Genomic DNA, 24,877 nt, shown 5'->3' with positions numbered 1-24,877 from the left:
AGGCAAGCGTGCGCGACCCGCAGGGTGTCAAGGTGAGGCGCCGCTTCGGCTTTGCCAGCGGTGCCCTAACCAGCTTCGAAGACGAGCACCTCGACCGCGGCGAAGAGCTGGGCACAGCTAGCAAGATCCTGATCGAGGAGATCGAGCGGCCTCGCGTCGGCCCGATGCGCGACATCGTCGCCACGATCCAACCCGAGCAGGACGAGCTGGTCCGCGCCGACCTGGACACCTCGATCTGCGTCCAAGGAGCACCCGGTACCGGGAAGACCGAAACCGGATTGTGACCCAATTCTCGCGTCGATCGCCTCAGGTGCGATCTTCCCGGTTGAGCTGTTCAAGTAGCCCAAGAGCGTGAAGTTTTTGCTCGGCGCTTAGGTTGAGAACTAGGCGTATTATCCGTCCGGTGACGTCGGGAGTCGCGTCGTCCAGATCCTCGCCACCAACTCCCAACCACTGCGCGAGCAGCGTGAAATCAAGTTCGTAGAGCTGAGCGAGTTCCCACACCAATGCTGGATCCGGCTGGCGGATCACTCCACGTTCGACCTGTGAGAGATAGGCGTTGGGTCGGCCTGTCCGCCGTTCAACTTCGCGCAGGCTCCACCCTCGGTGTTGCCTTGCGCGACGGAGAGTCTCTCCAACTAAGCCGACGGAATCGTCCGACGGTGACTCTTCTTGATGTGTCACACCGGTCGGGGATGATTCGGATGCCCTTGCCACGTGACCAGCCTAGTGCCAACGACACGCCGAGGAATCAAGGCGACTTGCAAAGTCCTTCGCGGGGGTGCAAAGTGACTTCGCACCCGGAAGGAGCCTTAAGTGAACGTCGCTGAGACCGTGACGAACAACGTGTTGTTGCCGAACGCGCGGTACGAGAAGACCTGGGATTCGATCATCGTCAACCCGGAGGTGAAGGACCGTCTGCTCAGGTGGGCAGTCCTAAGCCTTCGCTTGCGCGCCGAGTTGCCATTTGAGGCAACAGCGCTGCACGGCCTGCTGCTGCTCTTCGGTCCGCCCGGGACCGGAAAGACGACGTTGGCCCGCGGCCTCGCGCAGCAGCTTGCTCCACTAATGGCCAAGCGCAAGGTGCGGTTGATCGAGCTCAACCCTCACGGGTTGATGAGCGCTGAGCACGGTCAATCGCAGCAGAAGGTTGCCGAGTTGCTCACCCAACACGTTCCGGCACTGGCTGATGACGGCCTGCCCACTGTCGTACTCCTGGACGAGGTGGAATCGATGGCAGTCGCTCGCAGCGAGGCATCGCTGTCGGCTAACCCGGCTGACGTTCATCGAGCGACGGACGCGGTACTGACGGCGCTGGATGACAACGCGGCTCGCTATCCCCACCTGCTGGTCGTGGCGACCTCCAATTTCACCGGTGCGCTGGACACCGCGTTCCTCTCGCGCGCTGATGTCGCAGTCGAAGTCCCCGCGCCCGATATGGAGGCTGCGGCGGCGATCTTGTCTGGCACGCTCCGTGACATGTCCACGGCGTTTGGCAGCTTGAAAGAACTCGCCGAGGACACGGGCCTTAAGGAGGTGGCGGGGCTACTCGCAGGTACGGACGGCCGCCAGATCCGGAAGGTGGTTACCGAGTCGATGGCTGCTCGCCTGGAAACGGTGCAAGACCCGGGAAAACTTACGGTGGACGACCTGCGGCAGGTAGCACTCCGCGCCAAGACGGCGAAAAAGCTCGTAGTCGGAGGCCATTATGCAGCGGTATAGAACTATCGCTGGCCCGCCAGAGCGGACTGCCACCGCCGCGTGGCAAACCGTAAGCTCACTGATCGCCAACACGCTTGCCGCCTCCGCGGAAGTTGCCGGCGACGCGGTGTCGACGGCGCTTTCTCCGCTCCAGGGAATCGGCCCGGCGCTGATCGCCGCCGGGCATCTGGAGACAGCGCCGCTAGTGCTAGTCGGTGGACCACTGCATGTGAGCATCACGGTGGTCACCGGTGCCGCCGTCACTACAGCCGAGGAAAATCTGAGCCCCGTGCCGGGCGGCGCGAGTGCCACGGCGGACTGGGTGCTGTACCTCCCCAACCCTGCCAGTTTCTCCGCAGCACTATCCGCCGCTGTGGCAAAGTCGCGGCATCTGTCGCTGGCGACGCCCCCGACCGAAAGCAACCGCAGCAGTGAGGCAGGCGTGAAGGCAAGCATGGTTGATCTCACGGCTCTCCAAGGACTGCGAGCATCGTCGTGACCGGCACTTCGACGTCGACGAGTACGTGGACGATCGTTCACACTGCCACCCACCTCGCCGACGTGATCCTCGGCTCGATTGCAGACATCTTGGGCCATCTCGGCATCGACGCGACTCGATTGTTTTCTTCCTGGTCGCAGGACGAGAGTGCGATTAGTGCCTGGATCGCCGAGCAGTCCCTCGAATCCGTAGTGCTGGAGTGTCACCGGCCTAGCGGAATTGTCAGCCCTATCTTGGAATTCCCTGTCACGTACACGGTTGGCGGTGTCGCGGACAAGACCTTCACCGCCGACCGTGCCAGCCTCGCGCGGTACTTGGCGAAGCTGGAGTCGGTCCCGAAAGGCACGACCTTTCGACTCTTCGTGACCTTCTGCAAGTCACGCACTCCGCAACCGGGCTGGTCGACGGCGACCCGGGCTGGAACCGACGGAATGCGATCGAGCAGCTTCGGCACGCTCGCTGGAGCCCCTCACGGCAGCGCCAGCCTGCGTTACCTCACCCACCGTTAGCGCGCCAAGAAACGGAGCCACCATGGGTTATATCGACGACGCCTTCAACCTGCTCAAGCAGAACCTCGAAATCACCGATACGGAGAGCGATCTCGCGCAGACCAGGCATCGACTCATCCGTGATCACATCAAGGCCGAGTGGAAGACGGTCGGCGACTTCCTCACCGGAAGCTACGACCGCAAGACAAAAACAAAGAAGCTCAAAGACGTCGACATCTTCATCGTGATCGACCGTGACGGTCCCCAGGGAAACCTCGCCAACGGCACCGGCACCGCCGCTGTCAACGCCCTGTGCAAAGTCCTCAAGAGCCGGTGGCCGAATGTCGTTGGCGACGATTACGTTGCGCTGGTGGAGTATGCGGGCGAAGACGTCGCCTCCTACGAAGTCGCACCGGTCTTTCCGCGTAAGGGTGGCGGGTACCTTATGCCCAGCGGCAGCGGGTGGATGGCTACCGATCCGAACGTTCACGCCGAACTTGTTTCTGCAAAGAACAAGGAGTGCAGCGACAAATTCGTCCCCTTCGTCAAAATGGTCAAGGGGATTAATCGGGAAGCCGGCGATCCGATCTCGCCCGCATTCCTCATCGAAGTCATGGCACTTGAGCTGGTGAATTCGCCATTCGGGCGGTATCGCGACGAGATCCGCTGGTTCCTCGCCTCGGTGGTCGAGCAGATCACCCACGACTGGCCAGATCCCGCGGGTCTTGGCCCCGATGTCAACGCCAGCATCGGCATAGCAGAACGTCAGCGGATCGCCACCGTCGTTCGAGGGTGGCTAGAGAAGTGCGAGGAGGCGATTCTGCTGGAGAACGCTGGCAAGGATCGCTCGGCCGTCGAGACCTGGAAAACCCTTTTCGGCTGGCGTATGCCCAGGCCGTAGCCCCGAGTTCGGGCAATATTTAAGGATTGGGATGCATATTACAAATCCGCCGATCGGCACTACACAAAATAGCGATCGGGCACTTGTGTTGTTGGCCGCTCAGCGCCGCCTGTACTCGGACGCGAAGGCGATGCACAACACCCGCCTTCTCACCGTGATTGCAGGCGCGACAGTCGCTGTCATCGCCGCGATGGCGATCCCGCAATGGCGCGCATCCATCGGTGTCATCACCGGCATCGCGCTTCTGCTCGTAAGTTTTCTCGGTACTGCGCGCGAGAAGCGTAAGACGAAAGAAGCCCTGTCGGTTCAGGAAGAACTCGACGTCATGCTCTTCGGATTATCGTGGAACGACATCTGTGCCGAACGCCCCACAGTGACCCTCATTGCCGATGCCAATGAACGATTTTCCGGAGACCGAAACGAGCTTCGAGACTGGTACCCAGACACCGGCAATGTGCCCTACCCGATGAATGTCCTCATTTGTCAACATAGCAACCTCGGCTGGGGAACTACACTCCATCGGGCTTGGGCCGCGTCCCTGACCGGGGCCTTGGTAACAATTGTGCTGCTGTCGTTGCTCATTGCTTCGCTAGGCAAACTGGGACTTGTCGAGGCGTTGATCGCGATCTTCGTTCCCCAGCTATCCGTGATCAAAGAATTGATCGAAATGATTCGGGCCAACCACGACAGCGTCCAAAGCAAAGTCACTGCAGAGAACAAGGTCCTTGCCCTGTGGCGACGCGGGCTGGCCGATCCGGCGTCGGTGACGGTCGGCGACTGCCGGACCGTGCAGGACAAGATCCTTCAGATTCGCCAGAGCAATGCAGCGATACCAGATTGGTTCAATAAGCGCATGCGCCGACGGCTAGAAGTCACCATGAGAGCCAGCGCAGCCCAGATGGTAGCGGAAGCGAGCGCCCATGGCGTCGGATGAATTGAGGGGTCAACTGACACTCAGGACACCGGAGGCTGGCGCATGGTGATCCCGGCGCCGAGACGATCAACCTTCGCTGCGACGATGGGGTGCAGCGTCCGCGGAGCTTGGCGGGCGGAATTGTGGTAGCAGCGAAAGAGCAGCCACTATCAGGGTGAACAGGCCAGCGATAAGAATCGGTGTGCCTAACGAGTAGGCGGCAGCGAGAAGTCCGCCGATGGCAGCGCCGATGGGTGCGGCACCGTTGCCGATGAGGCGGAAGACGTTGACCACCCTGCCGAGCATCTCGTCGGGTACGAGCTGCTGACGGGCAGATACAGCGGCCACGGTGCCCACGGTGAAGCTGGCGCCGATTGCCGCCATGCAAGCCCCAGCAACGTAAGGCGATGATGTGAACGCCAAGAGCAGAAAGGCGATCGCGCGGCCGACTTGGGCGATGGGAAGCATTGCTCGAAATGTCAAGCGCCGAGCCATCCGAGTGGCGACCCAGCCGCCGAGTGTGGCGCCGATGGCCTGCACAGCAAGCAATAGGCCAAATCCCCATGCTGTAACGCCAAGGTCTTCGTGGGCATAGAGGACGAAGGTTGCCATGGCCGCGTTGGTAGCGAGGTTGCCGCCCGCGATCAGCAGCGCGAGTTCGAGTAGCTGACGGTGCTGGAACATCCACCGGGTTGCTTGGGCCAGCGAGGTAAAGATGCCTTCGCCATTGTGCTTTGGCGGCGGCGGTGCTGGCACAGCGCGCAAGAGCGCTGCGGAGGCGGCGAAGCTTGTGGCGTCGGCGGCGATGGGAAGCCATGGTGTGACCGAGAATAGGGCGCTTCCCAGGGGCGGACCGACAAAGCCTGCAGCGACGCTTTCGGTGGTGGCGAGGCGGCTGTTCCCTGAGGCGAGCGCGGCCCGGTCACGCCCAATCAGATGGGGGATGATGGCTTGGGCCGCCGCATTGTGGAAGCTTTGGCCGCTGGTAAGAACAAACCCCACGACGGCAATCGCGGCGATGCTGGCTTGGTCGGTGATGACGAGAACGGCGAGCGCGAGCACGCACAATGCACGCACCAGATCAGAGACGATCATGACGGTGCGCCGAGGCCAGCGGTCCACGAGTGCACCAGCGAACGGTCCTACCAGGAACCAAGGTGCAAGGGTCGCGGTCGCGACAAGCGATACTGCGACGGGGTCTTGGGTCAGGGTCGCAGCGAGGAGCGGTGCCGCTGCAAGGTAAGCGCCGTCACCAAGTGAGCTGGCAGCGGTGGCGGCCCAAAGTGGCCTGAGGCCGCGAGACTTGCTCGCGGACTCAGGTGACGCGGCTTCGGTGTTCACGCGGTTAGCCTTCGGGCGTTAGTGTGCCGTCGACGATGCCGGCGGTGAAGGCGTTCCACTCGTGCCGGTTGAAGGTCAGGATGGGACCGGCGGGGTCCTTGGAGTCTCGCACGCCGATCAGGCCATCAGCGTAGGCGATTTCGACGCAGCCGCCGTCGTCGGAGTGGTTTGACTTATGCCAGTTGGTGAACTCGGGGTGCTGCATGGTTTCCTCCGTGGGGCAAGGGGTGAGTGTTCACTCATCCATCGATGAGCGTTCGAGACATCTGCTGTATATACGCCTTCGTGTCCTCCGGTGACAACGCAGATTTGACGAGCTGCTCCCATGTCGCGATGTAGGTCGCCACGTTGTCGGGCTCGGAGATGGTGATCTCGCCGCTGATGGTCTCGACGAAGACCACGGTTGGTTCGTCCTCGTCGTTGAAGTCGTAGATACGAAAGCCGTGTAGTCCAAGCGCTGCGGTAGGCCTGTCTGTTGGAAGCAATTGGACAGTGACGGTGGGCAGGGCTGCGACGGTCACGACGCGATCGAGCTGGGCGCGGTGCAGCGGGACTGAGTCTGTCGGCCGCCATCGCAGGCCAATCTCGCCCAGCAAGTAGTGATACTGCGGGCAGGTGGGCTCAAACAGGATCTGTTGTCGGGCCAGCCGCGCAACAACGGCGGCATCGACGTCTTTCTGGCCGGTCCAGTTGCCAAGCTCGAGCACGTGTCTGGCGTACTCGGCGGTCTGCATAAGCCCAGGAACGACCATCGGCTGGAAATGGCGGACCCGGGCGGCCCTTCGCAGGAGCTGGTCGAGTTCGTGCTGCCAACGGGCCATGCCGCCTTTGTGGAGCACACGCCAGCTCACCGTGGACTCGCTGGCTTCTTCAGCCAACGCGAGAAGCTGGTCCCGTCTGTCGCCGTCGACGCCAAGGGCGTCGAGCATCGCCTCGATGTCCTCGATCGTGCTGCTAACCACACCGTTTTCAATGCGGCTGACCTTGGCCTGCGACCAATTACCAAGTCGGGTGGCCAGTGCACGCCCGGATAGGCCGGCGGCCTCGCGCGCCGCTCGCAGCTCAGCGCCTAGCTTGCGCTGCGTTCCGCGGCCGAGCGTCACCAACGGTCCTTCCGGCGATTCACGAATCAGTAGCGTACGCGAATCAGCTATCGAACGCCAGCAGGTGCCGGGCAACCTTCATTGGCGGCGATATCGGTGCCAGAGGGCAACGATGCAAGTCAAAATATAGGTTGTGCGATGCGTGCATGACATCTATGATGCATGCATCACGCGATCGGGGAGGAACGATGCACTCCAGGACCAGTCTCTGGCAGGTTCCAGAGACTTGCGGATGGAACAAGTACGTAGAGGACGGTGCCGACGCCATCGCACAACTCAGTTGGACCATCTTGCGACCAGGCGTTTGCCAGGACGTGCCGACTGCGGCGGCATCCCAGGCCTGGGAAGGTCCGACTCCAGCCGTAGTTCACGTGCACTGGCCGGAGAAGCTCGCCACGGCGCTGGGAAGCGATAAGGCCGTCTCGCTTATCCGGCACCTGAAGCAACGAGGCGCCAGGGTCGTGCAGACAATCCACAATGTTGCGCCGCACGAGACAGCTGCATCTCAGCCATGGTTTCAAGGCATGATCGACACCTTGACCGACGGCGTGCATTTCTTCAGCGCCGAGCATGAGCTGCAAGCACGGGCCAGCCGACCAGGGCTGCCAAAGGCTTGCGTGATCTTCCCGCATCCGCTCTACACGTCCGTGCCGCTGACGCGGGTGGGCTGCTTCGGGCGCATCCGTGAGTACAAGCGCACGGCCGACTTCGCGTCTGCACTGCTTGCCGACCCCGACTTGCCGGTACAGCTGGTCGTTCTTGGATACGCCGATAGCCAAGACACCGCTGAGCGTCTGCGAGCACTTGCTGACACCGACTCACGCCTCCTGCTCCAGCCCGAATTTGTGGCGGCGCCCGATTTCGAGGCCGCAGTCGCTTCGGTCGATTGGGTGGCGATGCCATATCGAAGCCTGCACTCCAGCGGCGTTCTCGTTACGGCCCTTCAAGCCGGTCGGCGACTTCTCAGCCCGAAGCCGCTTGGGGGCACGGAACTTTACGGCAGCTATGACGCCGAGCGTTGGCTCGTCGTCGATCCGTGGACCGACGAAGCAGCGGTCCGCGCGCTGAGCCGTGTCATAGCAAGCAGCCGAGCCGCGCTTGGCCTGCCTACATGGGCCACGGCGGCACGCGAACTCGTGTCCTTCTATTCCGCTCTACGTGCGAGGCCACCTCGCATGTATCCCGAGGAGAGCTGATGCCTACTCATCGTCCTATCCACTCGAAGGTGACGGCTGGCGAGCCGTTCGACTTCGGTACCCATGCCAACGACTTTCTGGTCAGCCGGGAGAACACGCTTGCGACCGAGACATTCCTGGTGCGAGTCCCCGGTGTCGGTGCTGTGCCAGAACATGTGCACACAGACATGGAGCAGACCTTCGTGTTCCTGTCGGGTGTGGGCCGCGCCACCCTCACCAACGGCGACGAAGTCCGTAGTTTCCACTGCGTTCCCGGTGACACCGTTTTCGTGCCAACAGGCTGGCATCACACCGTGCGATCCGAGTCGCTAGAGGGCATGACGTACCTGACGGTGAACGCCTTCGTGCCGGGCGCGCAGCGGGTGGGTGGGACAGCACTTGAGCATGCGAAAGAGGTGAACGTAAACTTCGCCAAGCATCGCAGCCGGCTGACCCACGAGGACGTCGACTCCGTCTCGGCCTTCCGGACCGCGGAGACGACTTTCCACGTCGACACGACCAGAGCCTGGCCGCAGGACTACACAGCGATGCAGACCACCCTGAGCAGCACACCCGGTGTCTACCGTGTCGAGAGGCTCGGTCCGTTCGAGTACGCCATCGACGTCACCGCCGCAGAGCCTGTGCTCACTCCTGAACTCGCCGACCGGATCATCGACCACACCCGAGGTCTCGCACCCGTCTACGTAGAGGGTTCCCAATCGCCTCTGTCTGTCAAGCCGCCGTATGCCGGATCCGACCTTGATTTGCTTGTGGTTATCCAGGATCGTGACGAGCTTCCGTTGGCGCGGAAGACGGTGCTTGCCTTGAAAGGTCTGGCCGACGAACTGCCGGTGCCGCTTGCTGTTGGCGTGGTTCACGATGGCTGGCTTAAGCTTCCAAGTTTCTATTCGGCGCTCGACCTGCACCCCATTGCAATCGACCGGCGATGGTGGTTCGCCACGGGAGCGGCCAAGCGCCAAGAGGCGGCGCGCCGCCTGCAGGCTGGACTCGAATTCATCGGCGATCACGAGCAAATAACTGCGCTGTTCCATCAAACGATCGGCGTCGCCGGTCGATCGCCCGCCGGTGTACGCGAGTGGCGCATCACGCCTCGCTGGCGCGGCTACGACGTCTTGGAAATGCTATGAGACGCCCCGAACGCCAACTGCTTGACACCCAGCCACGCGAGAACTCAAAGTCCGAATTCGACAGTCTGCTGTCTTGGATCGATCTCGCCGCGCATAAGTGGCTCCCCGCGGTGGCGCGGCACACCATGACACTATCCGACGCGCTCGCCAATGCGACCACTACATTGACAGAGCAGCAATCCACCGCAGATGCCCGCCGCTTACTGCTATTTCCTCTGGCTCACCACGGAATCCCACAGCTAACCGCCGGGCTCTTCCATCAGTTGATCGACGCCTGTTGTGAAGCTCGGCGCGCCGATGCACGCGTCCTGATCGCCGGGCTACCCGTTGGGCGAAACGAAAGACCCGCAGGAGCCGCTCGAACTGTTGACCGCATTGCGGAATTGTTTCGTGCCTTCGGCTGGGATGTCGAAAGCGCTGGCGACATCTCGGCACTCGATGGTCTGGGCCATCACTTCGCGACGCGCGCCCGAACGACCGCATACACGCGTCGTGCCATCGATCTGCCCGACCTGCTGGCCGCCTCCGCGTGCGACGCCGTCGAAACCGATTGGATCTATCTCGCCGACAGCGTCGCGCCAGGCCGCCACCTTCACGGGCTCTCCTGCACCGCACCTTTCGGCCGGCTGCACACTCCGGGCAAGCCATTCGCGCCGCCGCCTCAAGCGGCCAAGCGAGCTCCGGCCGGTGCCGACCAACTATGGTCCGCCGGCCTCACCCTCGGCTTGACCGACAAAGTCGGCATCGGATGGCAGTGGCATGAACACCTGCAGGCCGAGGTTAGGGCCCAGCTAGGCCCGCTCTGGAAGAAGCTCATGACTGCCGAACTCACCTGCCACTACGGAATCAGGGGAGAGGAACCCCGCCGCGTGACTATCTCAGGCCCACTACGTGACACCGCGATCCTGCCGTTGTTCGGTGCGCCGCGCGTCTCGGCTGCCACTGAGACATTGATCGCAACCGCGGCCGCAATTCGCCCAACAACGCTCGTCGTTGACGACGTCACGCCGCGCATCTTCTATGCCGATTACGCGGCTGACGAGATCCGCAACACCTACGCTGCGGTGGCCAAAGCACATGGGTGCCAATCGGCATTCCTGTCCGGCATCGAGCCCGCAGACCTGGCATCGCGCATTAAAACCATGCTCGACCTGTTCACAGTAGGAGACTTGATCGAAGCGAGCCCACCCGGCCGCGCCAACCGCAGCCGCGGCACGTTCACTGGCTACGACGCTATTCACTTGGCCGCCATGGCCGTTGCCTGCACATATCACGCCGATGCCGCGTTGGCCGCCCAGGCCCACAACGTCCCAGCGCTTCAAGTGATCACACGCCGCGACGGCCACGCAGCCATAATCTCGCGGTCCGGTCCACCGGGCGCCTTCAACGACCACGAGCTGCGGCTCGAACCCATTTGGCTTTCAAAGCCCTTCAGGGGGTACCCATGACAACCGGAAAGGTCGATATTCTCGACATTGCCCTGGCGGACAACGACTCCCACCAGCCATTGATCGTTGAGCGCTACGACGGACACCGGAGCATCACCGATCTGGCCTGGTGGCGTCGTACGCCATCTGCCGAGCCGCCGGCGGACGCATTTCTGACCAATTGGGTTTCGCCGCACGAGACCGCAGTGGACGTCGGATGCGCTACGGGAAGAGGGCTTGAACTGCTTCAAGCGCGAAGAGCGAACGCGTTCGGCATCGACACCAACCCCACAGCGGTCGACTTGGCCATTCACCATGGACAACGCGCATTCATCGCCAACGCCCGCACGTGGGCACTGCAGACACCAGTAGACGTGGTCCTGGCACTTGGTGGCGGCGCGGGTATCTGCGGGCGCCTGGAAGACCTCAGAGAGTGGCTCGGCCATCTCACAACTTGGCTGAAGCCAGGCGGTCGACTCATCGTCACCAGCGTCGACTGGCGCCAACATGGCAGGCACCGTGCCTGGGTTGAAGCGGCAAAGGCACGCGGCGACTATCCAGGCAACGTGACGTTACGCCTCCACTACGGCGAACACATCGGTGAATGGTTCCCATGGCTTTGGGCAGATCCAGCTTCCCTTATAGAGAGCGCCGCCACCGTACGACTGCTCCCACGTCGCACAGCAGTTTGGGGCGCAAAGTTCGGCATCGAGCTTCTTCACGAGGGGCGTAACCCGTGACTCTTCGAATCGTCGTCGGTGCCGGTGGACTCGTCGGCACCGCTATCGCACGGCACGCCGCCAACACCGATGGCGACGCGGTTGCTGTGGATCTTGCGCTGGCAACCGCTCCGCTCTCCGCGGAACATCTGCAGCTCGACGCTACAAGCGAGGATTTCGCACAATGGCTCGCCTCAGCAATTGCCGACCGGTCGCGAGTAGAGCTTTACTACGCCGCCGGCCAGGTCGCTCCGCTATGCCGGGTGACGGACACACCGCCAGCTGCCTTCGAGAAGGCCATGCATGACCTTGTGGTCGCCTACACCGTCACCTCACGATTCGCCGAAACCACCCGACAAGCTGGAATCGCTGCCTCAATAGTGATCATTGGATCGATTGGTGCCCACCAAGCTCACCGTTACATGATCGGCTACGACGCTTCTCGTGCCGGGTTGGAAAGCGTCGCCCGGGGCCTTGCCTTGGAGTACGGCCAGCACGGCGTTACTACCCGGGTGCTCGCTGTCGGACCCATCGCCGAGTCCGCAACGACGCAAGCCGATGGAGAGCTACTCCCTGCCCTTGCTCGGCTCGTGCCGACGCAACGCTACGCCCCTATTGATCAAATCGCTGCGGCGGCGATCGCCTATGGCGGACCCGCCTTCGACTACGCCAACGGCCACACACTGCGACTCGATGGTGGTCTGACCATCCAATTGCGCCCTTCAGACATCGAACGGCGCCCCGAGCGATAACCCATTTCAAGATCTTTAGCGATCGGGTACCATTCGACCTGGCCGGTGTCGCCCAGGCATCGTGTTGCGGTATCCGCACCTGAAGATCTACTTTCTTGGTGAGGACCGCAATGTCTGTCGATCTTATTCCAGCAGCCGCGACGGCCAGATCATCGCTGAACAGCCTTCTTGCTGACCGCGACAACGACTATCGCGCGCATCGGGAACTATGGCAGGCCCGACACGGAACTTCCTGGACTAGTCCAGTCGCGCCCACGGCACATGTAGCGCCCATCAGCGTTGTCATTCCGATGCGCAACCGGGCGTTCGCGATCACCGCGGTTCTCGATGCGCTCACCGCCTCCGAGGGTGTCGCAGCCGAGCTGATCGTTGTTGACGACGCAAGCGGGGACGGCTCGGCTTTCCGGGCTGCAGCTCACCCATCGCGTCCAACGGTGGTCCGCCTCGAAAAGCCTTGCGGTTCGTCAGTCGCTCGCAATGTGGGAACCGCCCTAGCGAGCACCGGCACGATCGTGTACCTCGACGGCGATATGGTCCTCCCGCAGGGTGTGCTCAGCGAGCTGGCCTGCCGCGCCGCCGACGACCTTGTCTTACTCGGATTCCGTCAGCACGTGCCATTCCCGGCTTTCCAAGCCGGGCCACTGGCGCCCGTCACGGCCGACCTTGAGCAAGACCCACGAGTCCGCTCGATCGTGCCCGCTGGAGTTTTGCCCTTCTCAGGTGCCGTGGTCGACCGACCGGCCCGCTGCGACCTGCTGAACGACACAGACGATCTGCTGAAGCTCGGAAACGGCCGCTGGGTATTCGATTGGTCGTTGCCGCGCACGATCATCACGGCGATGGTCGCGATGCCGCGCGAGGCGATCATCGAAACCGGCGGCTTCCACCCAGGCTTTCACGGTCTATGGGGCGCCGAGGACGCCTATGTCGGGGCCAAGCTGATCGCGGCCGGGTGCCGAGTCGCCCCGGTCCGCACGGCTGTCGGGTGGCACATCGATCCACCCGGTACCCAGAAAGAAAATCACAGGAAACAAGCCAGCCTGCGCCGTACCGTGGCCTTCTACAAATCGCTGCTGGCTCAGCCCATGCCGGTCGGTGCTAGGCAGTGGTTCTTTGAGCATACGAGCAAGGTTCTGCGCGATGCCGTGGCCATCACCGGGCGGCGGGGCGTACTCCCAACCATCATCACGACTAGCCCGAACTGAGGTGAATATTCCGTGACCGACCTGACTATGCAGGACGCTTTGTCCCGGCTCTCCACATATTGGAGTGGGCGGGGATGCCTGACCGTGCAACCGATGAACACGGAGGTCGGTGCGGGCACCCTGAACCCGGCGACGGCGCTGCGGGTCCTCGGCCCGGAGCCGTGGCGGGTGGCCTATGCGGAGCCGTCGGTTCGCCCCGACGATGCGCGTTACGGCGAAAACCCTAACCGGGTTCAGTGCCATACCCAGTTTCAGGTCATCCTCAAGCCCGAGCCCGGTAACGCCCAAGAACTGTACCTCGATTCCCTTGCCGCCCTGGGTATTGACATCGAGGCGCACGACATCCGCTTTGTGGAGGACAATTGGGCTTCGCCTGCACTGGGTGCGTGGGGTTTGGGCTGGGAGGTCTGGCTTGATGGCTTGGAGATCACCCAGTTCACCTACTTCCAGCAGGCCGGCGGCATAACCCTCGACCCTGTGTCGGTGGAGATTACCTATGGCATGGAGCGGATCCTGATGGCGCTGCAAAATGTGCGCCACTTCAAGGACATCACCTACGCGCCAGGTGTCACCTATGGTGAGGTGTTCGGCCAGGCCGAGTACGAGATGTCTCGGTATTACCTCGACGACGCCGACGTGGCCACCAATCGCGCATTGCTCGACAGTTACGCCGCAGAAGCCCAGCGGATGATCGACGTCGGCCTGCCTATACCTGCGCATTCATTTGTGCTGAAGATGTCCCATGCTTTCAACGTTTTGGATGCAAGGGGCGCGGTGTCTACTGCAGACCGAGCGAACGAGTTCGCGCGGATGCGAAAGCTGTCCAATTCGGTCGCCAAACTATGGATCGCCAGCCGCGAGAAGGCTGGCTATCCCCTCGGTATCGTTGAGCCGCAAACACTTGCATCGCCCTACACCGCGACAACAGGCACGACAACCGACAGCGCTGCTCCTCTGGTATTCGAGATCGGCGTCGAGGAACTGCCACCGCACGAGGCACAAGCCGCCCGCGAAAGGGTCGAATCAGCGCTGATCGAGCAGCTCGCTGCGGGCCGCTTGGCTTATGGCCAGATTCAGGTGCACGCCACTCCTCGGCGAATAACCGCTATCGTCGAAGACGTTGCCGCCCGCGAGCTGGATCATGTCCGTATTGTGCGTGGTCCGCGGGTTGCCATCGCCTTTGACAGCAACGGCGCACCCACCGCCGCCGCTTCGGGCTTCGCCCGTTCCAACGGCGTCACAGTCGACGACCTTCAATGGGTAACAGAGGGTGGCATCGAGCACGTCGCCATCCAGCGAACCGAGATTGGCCGTCCGGCGGCTGAAGCCCTCGCACCGATGCTTGCCAGTATCGTGACTGACCTCCGCTCGGCCAAGAATATGCGATGGAACGACCCCGCACTTTCTTTCAGCCGACCTATCCGATGGCTGCTAGTTCTTTGGGGCGACCAGATCGTGCCGGTCGTGGTGTCAAGCCTCACAGCCGGCCGCACTACCCGAATCGACCGAACAGCCGCGCAGCCTGTTCTCACTATCGCCTCTGCGGCCGACTACCTACCCACGATCGCAGACAACGCCATCCATCTCGACGAACGTGAGCGCCGCCGCATCATCGTCGACAACGCCGTCAAGGCGGCTTCCACAGTCGGCGGCTCCATCGACGTTGATGGTGAAGGCTCGCTCATCGACCAAATCTGTTTCCTCGTTGAGGAGCCGACCGCAATTGTGGGTGGCTTCGATGCCTCCTACCTGAGCCTGCCTGATGCCGTTCTCACCACGGTGATGCGCAAACATCAGCGATACCTGCCAATACGCGATGCGTCGGGTGCGCTCCTGCCACATTTCGTCGTGATGGCGAACGGCCGCATGAACACCGAGGTAGTCAGAGCAGGCAACGAAGCCGTCTTGCGGGCAAGATTCGAAGACGCTGCGTTCTTTCATCGGGCCGACCTAGAGATGTCGATCGACAGCATGCGTGAGCACTTGACCAGGCTTACCTTCACGGATCAACTCGGCTCCATGCACGACCGTGCTTTCCGAGTTGCGGCCATCGCGAAAACCCTTTCTGCGCAAGTATCCGGGGTTGATGTGGCAGTCCTCGACCGGGCGGCATCCTTGGTGAAGTTCGATCTCGGCTCGCAGATGGTCACCGAAATGACCAGTCTCGCTGGCGTCATGGCCCGCGAGTACTTGGTTGCCGCGGGTGCGCCCCAGGCGGTGGCAGAAGCCGTTTTCGAAGCTGAGCTTCCGCGCCATGCAGGCGACCAGCTTCCGGTGTCATTGCCGGGCGCGTTGCTGGCCCTGGCAGACAAACTTGACTCCCTTGCTGGTCTCGCCGCGACCGTTGGCCTTCCCACCGGCAGTAGCGACCCTTTCGCGCTTCGCCGTGCTGCGCTCGGTGTCATCGCCCTCCACCGCAACACGACAGCCCTCACCCAGCTTTCGCTGCTTGACGCTCTCGGGACCGCAGCCGCGCAACAACCAGTGCCCGTCGCCGCGGACACCGTCGAAGCAGTCTTGGAGTTCCTGGCTCGCCGCCTAGAGCAGCAACTCCTCGACGAAGGCCATCCGGTCGATCGGGTCCGCGCCGTCCTTCTCCATGCGCATCGCCCACGATATGCAGATCGAATTTTGGCTCAGCTCAACGGCCTGTCCGACCGTAGCGATTTCCGGCGCCTAGCCGCCGCGCTTCAACGCGCTCGCCGCATTGTCCCCGCGGGCCAGCATCCGCCTGTCAGCCCAGCCGATCTCACCGAGCCGGCGGAACAACGCCTTCACGAGACGGTGGTCAGAATGCGCGGCTCGCTCGGCGAAGCCGTAGACCTTGACCGCTTAGTGTCAGCAAGCCACGAGCTGCCCGATGCCGTCGACGACTTCTTCGACGCATTACTTGTCATGGCCGAGGATCCAGCCGTTCGCGCGACGCGCATCGGCCTCGTCGCCTCGGTCGCGGAACTCGGCGACGGAGTTCTGGACTGGTCAGAACTCCGCTTGTAACAAACTTCTCGGTATGGGGCAGTCGCCTTCACTGCGAGCGATGGCGCACTATGTGACTAGGCTGATACGGTGGCGGCTGTGGATGTCACTCCGGAGCTGGTGCTGGAGAAGGCTCGGTCGAACGGTGGCTCTTTCGAAGTAGAAGCTGTCGGTGCCGAGGCCTTGGCCGAGTGGCGCCGCGCAGCGAAGGTCGCGAAGCTGCGATTGCTGCGTGCGGGATCACAACGCCTGCGGTCAATGAGTTCGCCAGGCAAATTTTCCGTATGGCTGGTCGACGTCGATGAGAACGGCGAGGAGATACGACCGCCGACCAAGCCATACGTGCCGCCGCCGAGACCGAGGCCGCGGACGGAGGAGTTTCGTGGGCGCGTGGTTCCAGTTCCGTCCGTGTCAAAGAAGGTTCATCCCATCGTGGACGAGCTAACTGAGGCGTTGGACCGACCCGAACGAATCCAGTATCAGTACAGGCCGTATCTCATTCCGAAGAATCAGCATCCACGGCAGCGAATGCGCCAAATTTGGCAGGCGATCGTCGACGAGGCTTTGTTCCGTGGATATTAGGTGCATTTTCAGCCTGGAGGCCGGAATGCCTACGATCGTGGTCGGCTCGTAATTCGGATCGACTGGGATGATTTCCCGCTCGATCTCTACGGCGACCGCAAGACCGCGCTGCGACTCACGACCACCGAGCGGCATCCTTCCCGCAGGCGAGGAAATGACACATGGACAGACACACCTGAGAGGCCCCTGCACAAGCAGCTTGGTGAGATCTTCACTTTCATTGAGCAGTGGGCGGATCTGCTACTCGCGCAGCGCGAGCGAGAGCGCCAGCAGGAGCTTGAACGCAGGCGCAAGCGGGACTTGGCTGAAGCCGAGGCTGGCAAGCAATTCGCTGAGCAGTTTCGTCGCAAGACGATCGCTGCCAGAATCTCAGAGGTCGCTTTCGCAGAGGACGCCAGAGCATATGCGCAGGCTTTGGCTGCTTCGGCGGACGGCCTGGAGGCTGGCAGATCGGCAGAAGTCAAGGCCTGGGCGTCCTGGATCACCCGATATGCCGATGCCGTTGATCCGCTACTGACTATGGCTGGAATGCCTCAAGTACCGAATCCATCGCGCGATGACCTTCGCGAGTTCCTACCGCGAGGGCATTGGTATTAGCGGTGGTACCAACGTCGGTTTGGATGCCACGGGCGTACCTCTGTGTACCCTGGCGATTCGACATTGCTCACCGGCGTGGGCGCATTGCGCACAGCCTGAACTTCCGGCTGGGGATCCGCTGGCGTGCCGGGCGGATCGCTGAGCGGATCGATGGAGTCGGCGTACTTATTGGCCCACCTCAGCCACGAGGCGCCTAAATTCATTCCGGCATCGACAAGTTGTGAGCAATGGTCGCGGATATCCTGCGCCAGAACCCACCGCTCGACCTGGTCACGCAGAAATTCGGCGCGATGTTCGGTGATCTGTCGATCACGCGCAAGTTCCTTTCGTTTTTGCTCCGCCTGCTTTGCTGCCTGCCTGTGGGCTTCTTCGCTGCGAATGCCTTCCCGAATGGTGGCGAGAATTTCGGCCAGCTGGTCTTCCAGCGGCTGCGTCGCATAATCGTTCCAGGTGGTGGACTGTTTGCCAGGTCCGTCTACGGCTAGTGTCAGGCGCAATGCCCAACGCTTTCCGGTTTCCTCCCACACCCTGATGCCGATGCTGCTGAGTTCGGCTGCCACGACCAGAAGGGTGGTCTGCGAACCGCATTGGACGGTGTGACCACCCGCTGTGATCTTGTCGGCAATCGTCTGGAGCAGGAGCAATGCTCTGGACCGGTTGAGGTCGGAGGCAGGTAGCCGCTGTGGCTGGTTTCGCAGTTGATGTACAGCCGGGTGCGCCTTAACGAGATCCTCGGCGACCGTCACTTTGGTGTTGGCCGCTGCCGGCTGGTAACGCTTGCTTGGATGCTCGCCGGGGCGCAGCTGAAGAACCAGGTCTCCGCTGTTACGGCCCCGTTGGACTAGATGCCAGCCGTCGGGAATGTGCCCATCTGATCGCAGCACATGCAGGATGCGTCGCCACGCAGCCCGTACGTGATCGGGTGGATCGAGGACCTGCACGCCACCGCCTGAGCCCTCAAGTAAGTCCAGCAGCGCTTCAACAGTTGCCGGCGGCATCGACGTGGACGCCATCACTTTCACTCGGTGCTCCCTGATCGTCGAGCGATAGCAGGTCGGCGATCCATTGATCAACACAAGAACCCAGGCCCGCAGAGATCGGTGCTGGCTCGGTGGCCATACCCGGCGAGGAAACTCTGGTGAACTCGAATATGTTAATGAGACAGCATCGCATGAGGATGATACTTGGCGCTCGCGGAATCTTCATGAGATCTGAGCGGGGCGCCACGTTCAGTTAGGCGGATTCAGGCCGCCAACGTCATACGTTCGGCTGATTTGTTGATAAGCGATCATGTTGGGAGCGCTCCCAATTCGGTACTGGGCAGTGCATGTGTTTCGTCGGCCGCGATGACCTTAATGAGGTGCCGACATTAGACGTCGCGTCGACACTGGACTGCATGTCGGCGGGAGAGCGAGTAAGGAGGCGACGATGGCGGATCTTGTTCACACTCGCCACCCGTCCCGGCTGGTACAGCGCTCATGATGTGCAGGACCTAATCGGTGTTAGCGCGGCCACGGTCTATCGAGACCTGACCTGGCTATGCAAGGCGGAGATGGCTCAGCGGTGCACGGGGGAGGGAGATCGAAGCCATCAGTGGCTTTACGCCGCGACAGAACAGGGCTGCGGGCACATTAGTGAGACGCTGGGGCGCGCTGGCCTGCAGATCCCAGCAAATCTTGGCCTTTGGGCAGGCGCCGCGGCGAAAGAGCTGTTGGTCCTGCTTTCCGCGACAGCCCATTACAGCGGTGTGGGCCAGCTCATGACATGGCGGTCGGGCTTGGATGCCGCGATCTGGCTTCGACGCCAGCATGGGATCGACGGTGTCCAGGTAGATGCTTATGGAGTCTGGGCCGAGGGCGATAGAGCAATCCGATTTCTTGTTCTTGTGGATGGCGAGCGAGAACGGGCGATCGCGGATCGACTGCTGGATCGGGTAACCGGCGATGGCGGGCGCGTGTTGCCGGTCCATGCGATCTTGTTGATTACCGACGATGACGCCGAGGAACGGTTCATTCACGAGCGACTACGAGACGATGTTCCGCATGTCATTGTGGCCACGACGACACCGGCAAATTTGTTCGGACGGGAAGGGCCAGCCGGAGCGATTTGGTCGACGGGCACCGGATCGACACGTCGACGCTTGATCGATTTGACGCTGATCTCGCCGTCCAACGATCCGATGAAGGCGGCGCCACGAGCCGCGAACCTGCCAGACAACACGGTTACCATCAACAATCAGTAGATCACCAGCCTGGATAACGCGACATCCAATTGCTGTCAGACGCGAGGGTGTACTCCCCTCCAGACGGGCTGTCGGCGAACTCGCTGATCATGTCGCGCGCCAAGGTGTCGGCCACCCAACCCAATTCGAGGCGCGATATCCAGTCCGTTGGCAGCGCGTCGACTCCATGCGCGCTACCGAGAAGTGCTCCCGCTGCGGCCGCGATGTGCTTTCCGTGCGGAACCGATGCGGCGAACAGCAACGCGTCTCGGATCTGGCCTGGCTCGGGAAAGCTGGCAGCGACATAGGTCGCTCCGGCAAGCGAAGCCAATGCAGTCGCCTTTGGAGCAAGTCCCGCGAGCGCAGACGCATCAGGCGATCTTTCATTGCTAGCCGCCAAGGCCGAGGCGAGTACGGAATTAGCATCGTGGTTCAGGAGCGTCTGGCAGTCTCGCAAGCTGCTTCGCACCGCCTCGCCGACCTCGTGACCGTTGGCGAGGTTCGCCACGATAGTGGCACCGAGGGCAGCAACGCCGGCCGCCGCGGGCGCGTGCGTAAGAGCTGCGATCTCCATGGCTAGCTTTTCTGGCTCAGACAACCACCATTTGATCAGGCCGGTGGGAAGCGTTCGCGTTAGCGCGTGGGCACCGATGCTTGCGCCGGACGGCTCTTCGACGGTACCAAGCCTGCCGCTCTGAAGCGCGCTGACGGTGGCCGGGGCGGAGCCGCGTCGAATTGCCAGCGCTGAGACCTGCGCCAGCCACCCATCGGGCCATGGGACATCTGCGAAAGCATGCCACTCCTTGATACCTGGAATGCCTTGCATGACCGCCCAACGGTGATAGGCGTGCCAAACGACGCTCGGTGGGTGGCAGATTCCTCTGTGGCTAATGCGAACGTGTGCGCGGATGACTCCTTCGACCGTGAAGCAGACCAGCTGTCCTGCGCTAGTACCTATGAGCGGCCCGTCCACAGACAATGCGCCGCCGGCCGTCCCGACGGCATCGCCGACAACCAAGCCGAGCATGCAGCCACGCGCGGTTCGGACTTGCTCAGCCGTTGCCCTGGTCATGCCGAGAGGATAGATACCGCTTCCGATCAAGCCGTCGCCGGACAAGGGTCGTTGAACGGTCTACCGGAGACCTCGTCGTCCATCGATCAGCGACATGTACACCCCCAGCCGTGGGCACGTTCAGCCAGTCCCGTGGGATGCCCGCCGCCGGACAGTCGGAGATGTCGAGATTCGTGACGAACGTGCCGGTCGGGTCGAGACTGACCTAGCCCACCACATCGCCGGCTGACTCAAGCCAAAGCATCTGCGAGCCCGACGACCCGGCCGGGGCGGTCAGGACGAACCGGCACCCAGGCACGCAGTCACAACGGCCATGGAATCGCTGACCCAGCAGCGACGTGGCGAGCTCAGGCTCGTTCATGTCGACCAGAATCGTGGCCACGGCCTCGGTCGCCTGAGGAAACACCTCGATCAACAGAGGCGCGCCAGGATCAGGCTCGGCGCGGCGTGATGGCACGAAGGTTGACACAGACGCAGCCTAGCCCCCGGCTCACCAGATCACCGACGCGTCAACAACTTAACGGCCTGTCCGAGCACCAAATCCAATCTAATTCATGATCCGCAACAGCCTAGGAGGTTTCTATGCGTACCAAGTCTTTTCCACTTGTCCTAACCGGCCGTGACGGTCTCCATCACTGTTTCAGCCACCGTCTCGGCCTCCGTTTAGACGTCCGCCTTGATACGGACACCCAGACCGACCCCGGTGGGGGCCCATCTTCGCAGCTCAGCGGAGAACAGCCACACGCCGCTGCGCCTCCAGACAGACCCTATGGGTCTCCCCCGAGGGGTGTACGTGCGTAAGGGCGCTATTGAAGTACCGCCATTGCTTCGGCTGCAAGCGTCGATCACCAATCGAGACGATCGGCTGCTGGGCTGGCTCTACGACCATGGCGTGCTCACCACCGATCAGATCGCAAGCGCATTGTTTCCGTCGCTGGACTTCGCTCAGCGGCGCCTTCTGCGCCTCACCGGGCTGAAGGCAATTACCAGATTCAGACCCAACAAACTCGATGGAGGATCCTATCCCTACCACTACGTTCTCGCTCAGCTCGGCTACGAGCACGTCATGGGCCAGCGTGGTCTCGGCGCACCAGGGCGAGACCACGCGCGGCGGCGTTTCCAGTCGCTGATCTCTCGCCGAGACCTTCCTCACCTGCTCGGCGGCAATGGCGTCTTCATCGCGCTTGCCGCCTATGCGCGACGCAATCTCGGTGTCGCACTTGAATCCTGGCGCCCGGCAACGGCATTCCATGAACCCGGAACCCTTTATCGCCACGGCTCGGACAACCGGATGATCCTCAAGAGCAGCGGGATGCCACGCCCAGACGGAGCCGGAGTCTGGGCCGAGGATGGGAAGACGGTGCCGTTCTTCGTGGAGTACGACACGGGAACCGAGAGCCTTGCTGTTCTCGCCGAGAAGATCGATAAGTACGACCTGTTGGCGCGATATGCGGAGTCGTGGCTCTGGCCAACGCTATTTGTTCTGCCGACGGCGCAGCGCGAGCAGCACTTGCACGACAGATTCACTGCTGAACCGTCGATCATTGCGGCGACCACGGCGCTCGATTACCTGAGGCACACCGGGAAGACCCTCGCACAGGACGTGTGGCGCCTTATCGGATTTGGCAAGCCACGTAAGCGGCTCATCGATCTGCCGTACGTGGACGCCGAGCATGATGCGGCGTGGAGTGTTGCGCCGCAAGCCGTCAATGACGACGGCCCCGAAATCCATCTTGAGAGGGGGTGATTTTTATGTCCATGAGGACTCCACGCTCGCTGCCAGGGAAGGACGAACTGGCAAAGGCGGCAGGCAACCTACGATGGCTGCGGGCCAGCCCGACAGCCTTCGTATCGACCGCGCCATTCATTGCTCTGGTCACGGAACTTCTTGCAGTGCTGCAGAACGAGTATGCGACCGAGCGCGAGGCCTACATCGCTGTTCGAAGAACCGCTCGACTGTTGGCTGCGTTCGTTCAGGAAGGTGAACTCAAAGCACGCCAAGGCGATCCGGAGTGGTAGCCGAGGTCACACTGAGGTGAGTACGTCAGCACTCAACACGGAGAGGAGATCAACTATGTATGCAGGCAATCTGGACTGTCCACCACGCGCACCTTGTGGAGCCGCATGAGCGAACGAGATTCGGTAGAAAGAACCTCATCGCGGCTGCCGCGACAGCGCAAACCATCTAGTCACCGAGAATCGCATCGTCGTTCGAGAACCGATGAAGCCATTGAGCAAGCGATCGCTCAGCTGGTTGCCGAAGCTCCGCCACTTAGCGCCGAACAGCGCGGTAGGTTGGCGGATCTTTTGTCGGTAAGAACGACCGTCGCGAAATAAGGTCTGGGGTGTTGCGCAGTGCGCGCCTGCGCAACACCCCGTACTCAATTGGTGCCAAGGCTCGCCGGTAACGGTTGGGAGTGGAGCACTGATAGGCGGGAGACAGCACGGGTGAGCACGACGTAGAGGCGGTGCAGGCCGCGCGGTTCGGCTTCGACGATGGCGCGGGGTTCGACGACGATGACGTGGTCGTATTCGAGGCCCTTGGCCAGGGTTGCTGGGACGATGGTGACCTGCCCGCCTTCTGGGGTGTCGAGGTCGGCGGATCCGATTCCGGCTGCTTGCAAAGCCGCCTGGAGTGTGGCGATCTGGTGGTCGGCTGCGATCACCGCGATGGAGCCGGGGTGGGCTCGAGCCTGCTCGATTTCGTCGAGTACCAAGGGAATCAGGTCAGCGGCCACTCGTACGGTGAGGTTGCCGTCGCGGCGCAGGGAGACCGCGGGCGGTACGTTGACTTCGAGGGCGGGTAGGAGCCGGTTAGCAAGGGCAACAACGGCTTCGGGTACGCGGAAACCGGTAGTCAGCGGGACGACAGCGGCGTCGGGTTTGCCGAGGTGGCCGAGGCTGTCACGCCAATCGGAGGCCGCCCATGGCGTGGTGCCCTGTGCGAGGTCGCCGAGTAGCGTGATCGAGCCGTGGGTCGTGCGGCGCGCGATCGCGCGGCATTGCATCGGGGAGAGATCCTGGGCTTCGTCGATGACCACGTGGCTCACGCTCGGCTGGCGTTCCAGCAAACCGGAGGCTTCATCCAGGAGTACAAGGTCAGCTGTGCTCCATTGGGCTTTGCGCACGGTGCGCGGTGGTTTGGCCCACAAGAGTGCGGTCTGCTCCTCTTCGCCTAACACACCTTCAGCCGCCGCCGCGAGCGCAGCGGGATTGCTGAGTAGCTCAAAGAGCAGCGTCTCTGCGGTGATCGCGGGCCAGCAGGAGTCGAGGAATTCCATGACCGGCTTGGATTTGCCCATCTTGCGTTGCCACGCCTCACCGGGCGAGTCGCCGGCTCGCGCTTCGGCTTGGCGCTGCAGCAGGCTCACGATACGTGCCCGGACGCGCTCTCGAGCCAACAGGTAGGGCGGCTCTTCTCGACGCACGTCGTCGACAAGTCGGCGCAGCACACCCGGATCGATGCGCCAGCGGAACGAACCGTCGGGAACCTGAATCGCAGTGTCAGGTCGAGTCACCTTGGCCCAGAGTGCTCGGTGGAGCACTGCCGCCATCCGGGGATCGTGCTTGATGACTTCCGTTTCCACTGGATCGGTGCGCTGCGTATGCACCTGGGCGATGAGGCCATCCAAAGTGGACTGTTTGACATCGAGTTCGCCGAGCGCGGGCAGCACCGCGGCGATATAGCCGAGGAAGGCCTGGTTCGGTCCAACGATCGTCACACCGTTACGCCGCAGCCGTTCCCGGTGCACGAAAAGCAGATAGGCCGCTCGGTGCAACCCCACGGCAGTTTTACCTGTTCCAGGTGCGCCTTGGACGCAGATCGAGGTGTCTAGGTCGGCGCGGACCAGCTCGTCCTGCTCGGGCTGGATTGTGGCGACGATGTCGCGCATAGGCCCGACGCGGGGGCGCTCAATTTCCGCTATCAGGATCTTGCTGGCTGTGCCCAGCTCCTCGCCGTGGTCGAGGTGCTCGTCTTCGAAGCTGGTTAGGGCGCCACCGGCGAAGCCGAAGCGGCGCCTCACTTTGACCCCTTGTGGGTCGCGCACGCTTGCTT

At 62.2% G+C, this 24,877-nt stretch carries 25 protein-coding genes and 1 pseudogene; 18 read left to right on the top strand and 8 right to left on the bottom strand.

The genetic code is table 11. From position 1 onward, the window contains the following. Nucleotides 1-281, top strand: a pseudogene (locus tag Rhe02_RS46305) (AAA family ATPase); the annotation flags it as partial. A gap of 25 nt (nucleotides 282-306) precedes the next feature. On the opposite strand, the gene Rhe02_RS46300 reads toward Rhe02_RS46305, so the two are convergent. Then, on the bottom strand, nucleotides 307-684 hold the full coding sequence (locus Rhe02_RS46300; protein WP_239124500.1) for a helix-turn-helix domain-containing protein: 378 nt from the start codon (nucleotides 682-684) through the stop codon (nucleotides 307-309). A gap of 132 nt (nucleotides 685-816) precedes the next feature. On the opposite strand from Rhe02_RS46300, the gene Rhe02_RS46295 reads away from it, so the two are divergent. The 5 genes from Rhe02_RS46295 to Rhe02_RS46275 are packed head-to-tail and all read left to right on the top strand — an operon-like array spanning nucleotide 817 to nucleotide 4,523. Further along, complete coding sequence (locus tag Rhe02_RS46295) at nucleotides 817-1,722, top strand: AAA family ATPase (RefSeq protein WP_203914944.1); 906 nt, start codon at nucleotides 817-819, stop codon at nucleotides 1,720-1,722. Next, nucleotides 1,709-2,200 carry a CBASS system Cap8 protein gene (locus tag Rhe02_RS46290; RefSeq protein WP_203914943.1) on the top strand — a complete coding sequence of 164 codons (492 nt, stop codon included), beginning with the start codon at nucleotides 1,709-1,711 and terminating at the stop codon, nucleotides 2,198-2,200. Before Rhe02_RS46295 ends, Rhe02_RS46290 begins: the two co-directional genes overlap by 14 nt. Then, nucleotides 2,197-2,709 carry a hypothetical protein gene (locus tag Rhe02_RS46285; RefSeq protein WP_203914942.1) on the top strand — a complete coding sequence of 171 codons (513 nt, stop codon included), beginning with the start codon at nucleotides 2,197-2,199 and terminating at the stop codon, nucleotides 2,707-2,709. The genes Rhe02_RS46290 and Rhe02_RS46285 overlap by 4 nt, the downstream gene beginning before the upstream one ends. Nucleotides 2,710-2,731: 22 nt before the next feature. Beyond that, on the top strand, nucleotides 2,732-3,589 hold the full coding sequence (locus tag Rhe02_RS46280) for a CBASS oligonucleotide cyclase (protein ID WP_203914941.1): 858 nt from the start codon (nucleotides 2,732-2,734) through the stop codon (nucleotides 3,587-3,589). A gap of 31 nt (nucleotides 3,590-3,620) precedes the next feature. Further along, entirely contained in the window at nucleotides 3,621-4,523 is a 903-nt protein-coding gene (locus tag Rhe02_RS46275; RefSeq protein WP_203914940.1) for an S-4TM family putative pore-forming effector, read from the top strand. A 66-nt stretch (nucleotides 4,524-4,589) separates the two neighbouring features. Here the strand turns inward: Rhe02_RS46275 and Rhe02_RS46270 are convergent, their stop codons facing one another. From Rhe02_RS46270 to Rhe02_RS46260, 3 genes are read right to left on the bottom strand one after another with little or no spacing between them, the layout of a single operon-like run. Next, nucleotides 4,590-5,843: an MFS transporter gene (locus Rhe02_RS46270; RefSeq protein ID WP_203914939.1), complete on the bottom strand. Its 1,254-nt coding sequence runs from the start codon at nucleotides 5,841-5,843 to the stop codon at nucleotides 4,590-4,592. Nucleotides 5,844-5,847: 4 nt separating this feature from the next. Beyond that, nucleotides 5,848-6,048: a DUF397 domain-containing protein gene (locus Rhe02_RS46265; protein ID WP_203914938.1), complete on the bottom strand. Its 201-nt coding sequence runs from the start codon at nucleotides 6,046-6,048 to the stop codon at nucleotides 5,848-5,850. Nucleotides 6,049-6,082: 34 nt separating this feature from the next. Then, on the bottom strand, nucleotides 6,083-6,946 hold the full coding sequence (locus Rhe02_RS46260; RefSeq protein ID WP_203914937.1) for a helix-turn-helix domain-containing protein: 864 nt from the start codon (nucleotides 6,944-6,946) through the stop codon (nucleotides 6,083-6,085). 188 nt (nucleotides 6,947-7,134) lie between these two features. Between Rhe02_RS46260 and Rhe02_RS46255 the strand changes: the two genes are divergently transcribed. The 9 genes from Rhe02_RS46255 to Rhe02_RS46215 all read left to right on the top strand — a co-directional run bounded on the left by Rhe02_RS46255 (nucleotide 7,135) and on the right by Rhe02_RS46215 (nucleotide 17,527). Then, nucleotides 7,135-8,142 carry a glycosyltransferase family protein gene (locus Rhe02_RS46255; protein ID WP_239124499.1) on the top strand — a complete coding sequence of 336 codons (1,008 nt, stop codon included), beginning with the start codon at nucleotides 7,135-7,137 and terminating at the stop codon, nucleotides 8,140-8,142. A gap of 29 nt (nucleotides 8,143-8,171) precedes the next feature. Further along, nucleotides 8,172-9,269: a cupin domain-containing protein gene (locus Rhe02_RS46250; RefSeq protein WP_239124498.1), complete on the top strand. Its 1,098-nt coding sequence runs from the start codon at nucleotides 8,172-8,174 to the stop codon at nucleotides 9,267-9,269. Continuing rightward, complete coding sequence (locus Rhe02_RS46245; RefSeq protein ID WP_203914936.1) at nucleotides 9,266-10,717, top strand: hypothetical protein; 1,452 nt, start codon at nucleotides 9,266-9,268, stop codon at nucleotides 10,715-10,717. The genes Rhe02_RS46250 and Rhe02_RS46245 overlap by 4 nt, the downstream gene beginning before the upstream one ends. Beyond that, complete coding sequence (locus Rhe02_RS46240; RefSeq protein ID WP_203914935.1) at nucleotides 10,714-11,436, top strand: class I SAM-dependent methyltransferase; 723 nt, start codon at nucleotides 10,714-10,716, stop codon at nucleotides 11,434-11,436. The genes Rhe02_RS46245 and Rhe02_RS46240 overlap by 4 nt, the downstream gene beginning before the upstream one ends. Continuing rightward, the gene (locus Rhe02_RS46235) at nucleotides 11,433-12,167 is read left to right on the top strand and encodes an SDR family oxidoreductase (RefSeq protein ID WP_203914934.1); all 735 of its coding nucleotides are present in this window, start codon (nucleotides 11,433-11,435) and stop codon (nucleotides 12,165-12,167) included. The genes Rhe02_RS46240 and Rhe02_RS46235 overlap by 4 nt, the downstream gene beginning before the upstream one ends. 110 nt (nucleotides 12,168-12,277) lie before the next feature. Continuing rightward, on the top strand, nucleotides 12,278-13,372 hold the full coding sequence (locus Rhe02_RS46230; RefSeq protein ID WP_275412695.1) for a glycosyltransferase family 2 protein: 1,095 nt from the start codon (nucleotides 12,278-12,280) through the stop codon (nucleotides 13,370-13,372). Nucleotides 13,373-13,384: 12 nt separating this feature from the next. Beyond that, entirely contained in the window at nucleotides 13,385-16,369 is a 2,985-nt protein-coding gene (locus tag Rhe02_RS46225) for a glycine--tRNA ligase (protein WP_239124497.1), read from the top strand. A 69-nt stretch (nucleotides 16,370-16,438) separates the two neighbouring features. Continuing rightward, entirely contained in the window at nucleotides 16,439-16,930 is a 492-nt protein-coding gene (locus Rhe02_RS46220; protein WP_203914932.1) for a hypothetical protein, read from the top strand. Further along, the gene (locus Rhe02_RS46215; protein ID WP_203914931.1) at nucleotides 16,931-17,527 is read left to right on the top strand and encodes a hypothetical protein; all 597 of its coding nucleotides are present in this window, start codon (nucleotides 16,931-16,933) and stop codon (nucleotides 17,525-17,527) included. Here Rhe02_RS46215 and Rhe02_RS46210 read toward each other — a convergent pair. Beyond that, entirely contained in the window at nucleotides 17,524-18,549 is a 1,026-nt protein-coding gene (locus Rhe02_RS46210) for a hypothetical protein (protein WP_203914930.1), read from the bottom strand. The two genes, Rhe02_RS46215 and Rhe02_RS46210, sit on opposite strands and share 4 nt — an antisense overlap. A gap of 416 nt (nucleotides 18,550-18,965) precedes the next feature. On the opposite strand from Rhe02_RS46210, the gene Rhe02_RS46205 reads away from it, so the two are divergent. Beyond that, nucleotides 18,966-19,769: a hypothetical protein gene (locus Rhe02_RS46205; protein WP_203914929.1), complete on the top strand. Its 804-nt coding sequence runs from the start codon at nucleotides 18,966-18,968 to the stop codon at nucleotides 19,767-19,769. Nucleotide 19,770: 1 nt separating this feature from the next. On the opposite strand, the gene Rhe02_RS46200 is transcribed toward Rhe02_RS46205, so the two are convergent. Together Rhe02_RS46200 and Rhe02_RS46195 are read right to left on the bottom strand one after the other, a co-directional pair. Further along, nucleotides 19,771-20,820, bottom strand: a complete 1,050-nt coding sequence (locus Rhe02_RS46200) for an ADP-ribosylglycohydrolase family protein (RefSeq protein WP_203914928.1) — start codon at nucleotides 20,818-20,820, stop codon at nucleotides 19,771-19,773. Between the two features lie 205 nt (nucleotides 20,821-21,025). Then, entirely contained in the window at nucleotides 21,026-21,289 is a 264-nt protein-coding gene (locus Rhe02_RS46195) for a hypothetical protein (RefSeq protein ID WP_203914927.1), read from the bottom strand. A 324-nt stretch (nucleotides 21,290-21,613) separates the two neighbouring features. Here Rhe02_RS46195 and Rhe02_RS46190 point away from each other — a divergent pair, with 324 nt between their 5' ends. Together Rhe02_RS46190 and Rhe02_RS46185 are read left to right on the top strand one after the other, a co-directional pair. Further along, a complete protein-coding gene (locus Rhe02_RS46190) occupies nucleotides 21,614-22,567 on the top strand; it encodes a replication-relaxation family protein (protein ID WP_239124496.1) in 954 nt (317 codons plus the stop codon). 11 nt (nucleotides 22,568-22,578) lie between these two features. Next, nucleotides 22,579-22,839, top strand: coding sequence for a hypothetical protein (locus Rhe02_RS46185; RefSeq protein WP_203914925.1), 261 nt, complete (start codon nucleotides 22,579-22,581; stop codon nucleotides 22,837-22,839). A 362-nt stretch (nucleotides 22,840-23,201) separates the two neighbouring features. Here the strand turns inward: Rhe02_RS46185 and Rhe02_RS46180 are convergent. Next, nucleotides 23,202-24,877: HelD family protein (locus Rhe02_RS46180; RefSeq protein ID WP_203914924.1), on the bottom strand; the 1,676-nt coding region annotated here is incomplete at its 5' end.

This window comes from Rhizocola hellebori (genome assembly GCF_016862955.1).
In the GTDB taxonomy this organism is placed as follows: Bacteria; Actinomycetota; Actinomycetes; order Mycobacteriales; family Micromonosporaceae; genus Rhizocola; species Rhizocola hellebori.
Note: the sequence above shows the minus strand (reverse complement) of the source record. Positions and strands in the feature narration are given on the sequence as shown.

Coding starts and splice junctions, on each gene's coding strand:
- Rhe02_RS46290 (WP_203914943.1), top strand. CDS start 1,709: ATGCAGCGGTATAGAACTATCGCTGGCCCGCCAGAGCGGACTGCCACC.
- Rhe02_RS46280 (WP_203914941.1), top strand. CDS start 2,732: ATGGGTTATATCGACGACGCCTTCAACCTGCTCAAGCAGAACCTCGAA.
- Rhe02_RS46275 (WP_203914940.1), top strand. CDS start 3,621: ATGCATATTACAAATCCGCCGATCGGCACTACACAAAATAGCGATCGG.
- Rhe02_RS46265 (WP_203914938.1), bottom strand. CDS start 6,048: ATGCAGCACCCCGAGTTCACCAACTGGCATAAGTCAAACCACTCCGAC.
- Rhe02_RS46255 (WP_239124499.1), top strand. CDS start 7,135: ATGCACTCCAGGACCAGTCTCTGGCAGGTTCCAGAGACTTGCGGATGG.
- Rhe02_RS46245 (WP_203914936.1), top strand. CDS start 9,266: ATGAGACGCCCCGAACGCCAACTGCTTGACACCCAGCCACGCGAGAAC.
- Rhe02_RS46240 (WP_203914935.1), top strand. CDS start 10,714: ATGACAACCGGAAAGGTCGATATTCTCGACATTGCCCTGGCGGACAAC.
- Rhe02_RS46230 (WP_275412695.1), top strand. CDS start 12,278: ATGTCTGTCGATCTTATTCCAGCAGCCGCGACGGCCAGATCATCGCTG.
- Rhe02_RS46200 (WP_203914928.1), bottom strand. CDS start 20,820: ATGACCAGGGCAACGGCTGAGCAAGTCCGAACCGCGCGTGGCTGCATG.
- Rhe02_RS46185 (WP_203914925.1), top strand. CDS start 22,579: ATGAGGACTCCACGCTCGCTGCCAGGGAAGGACGAACTGGCAAAGGCG.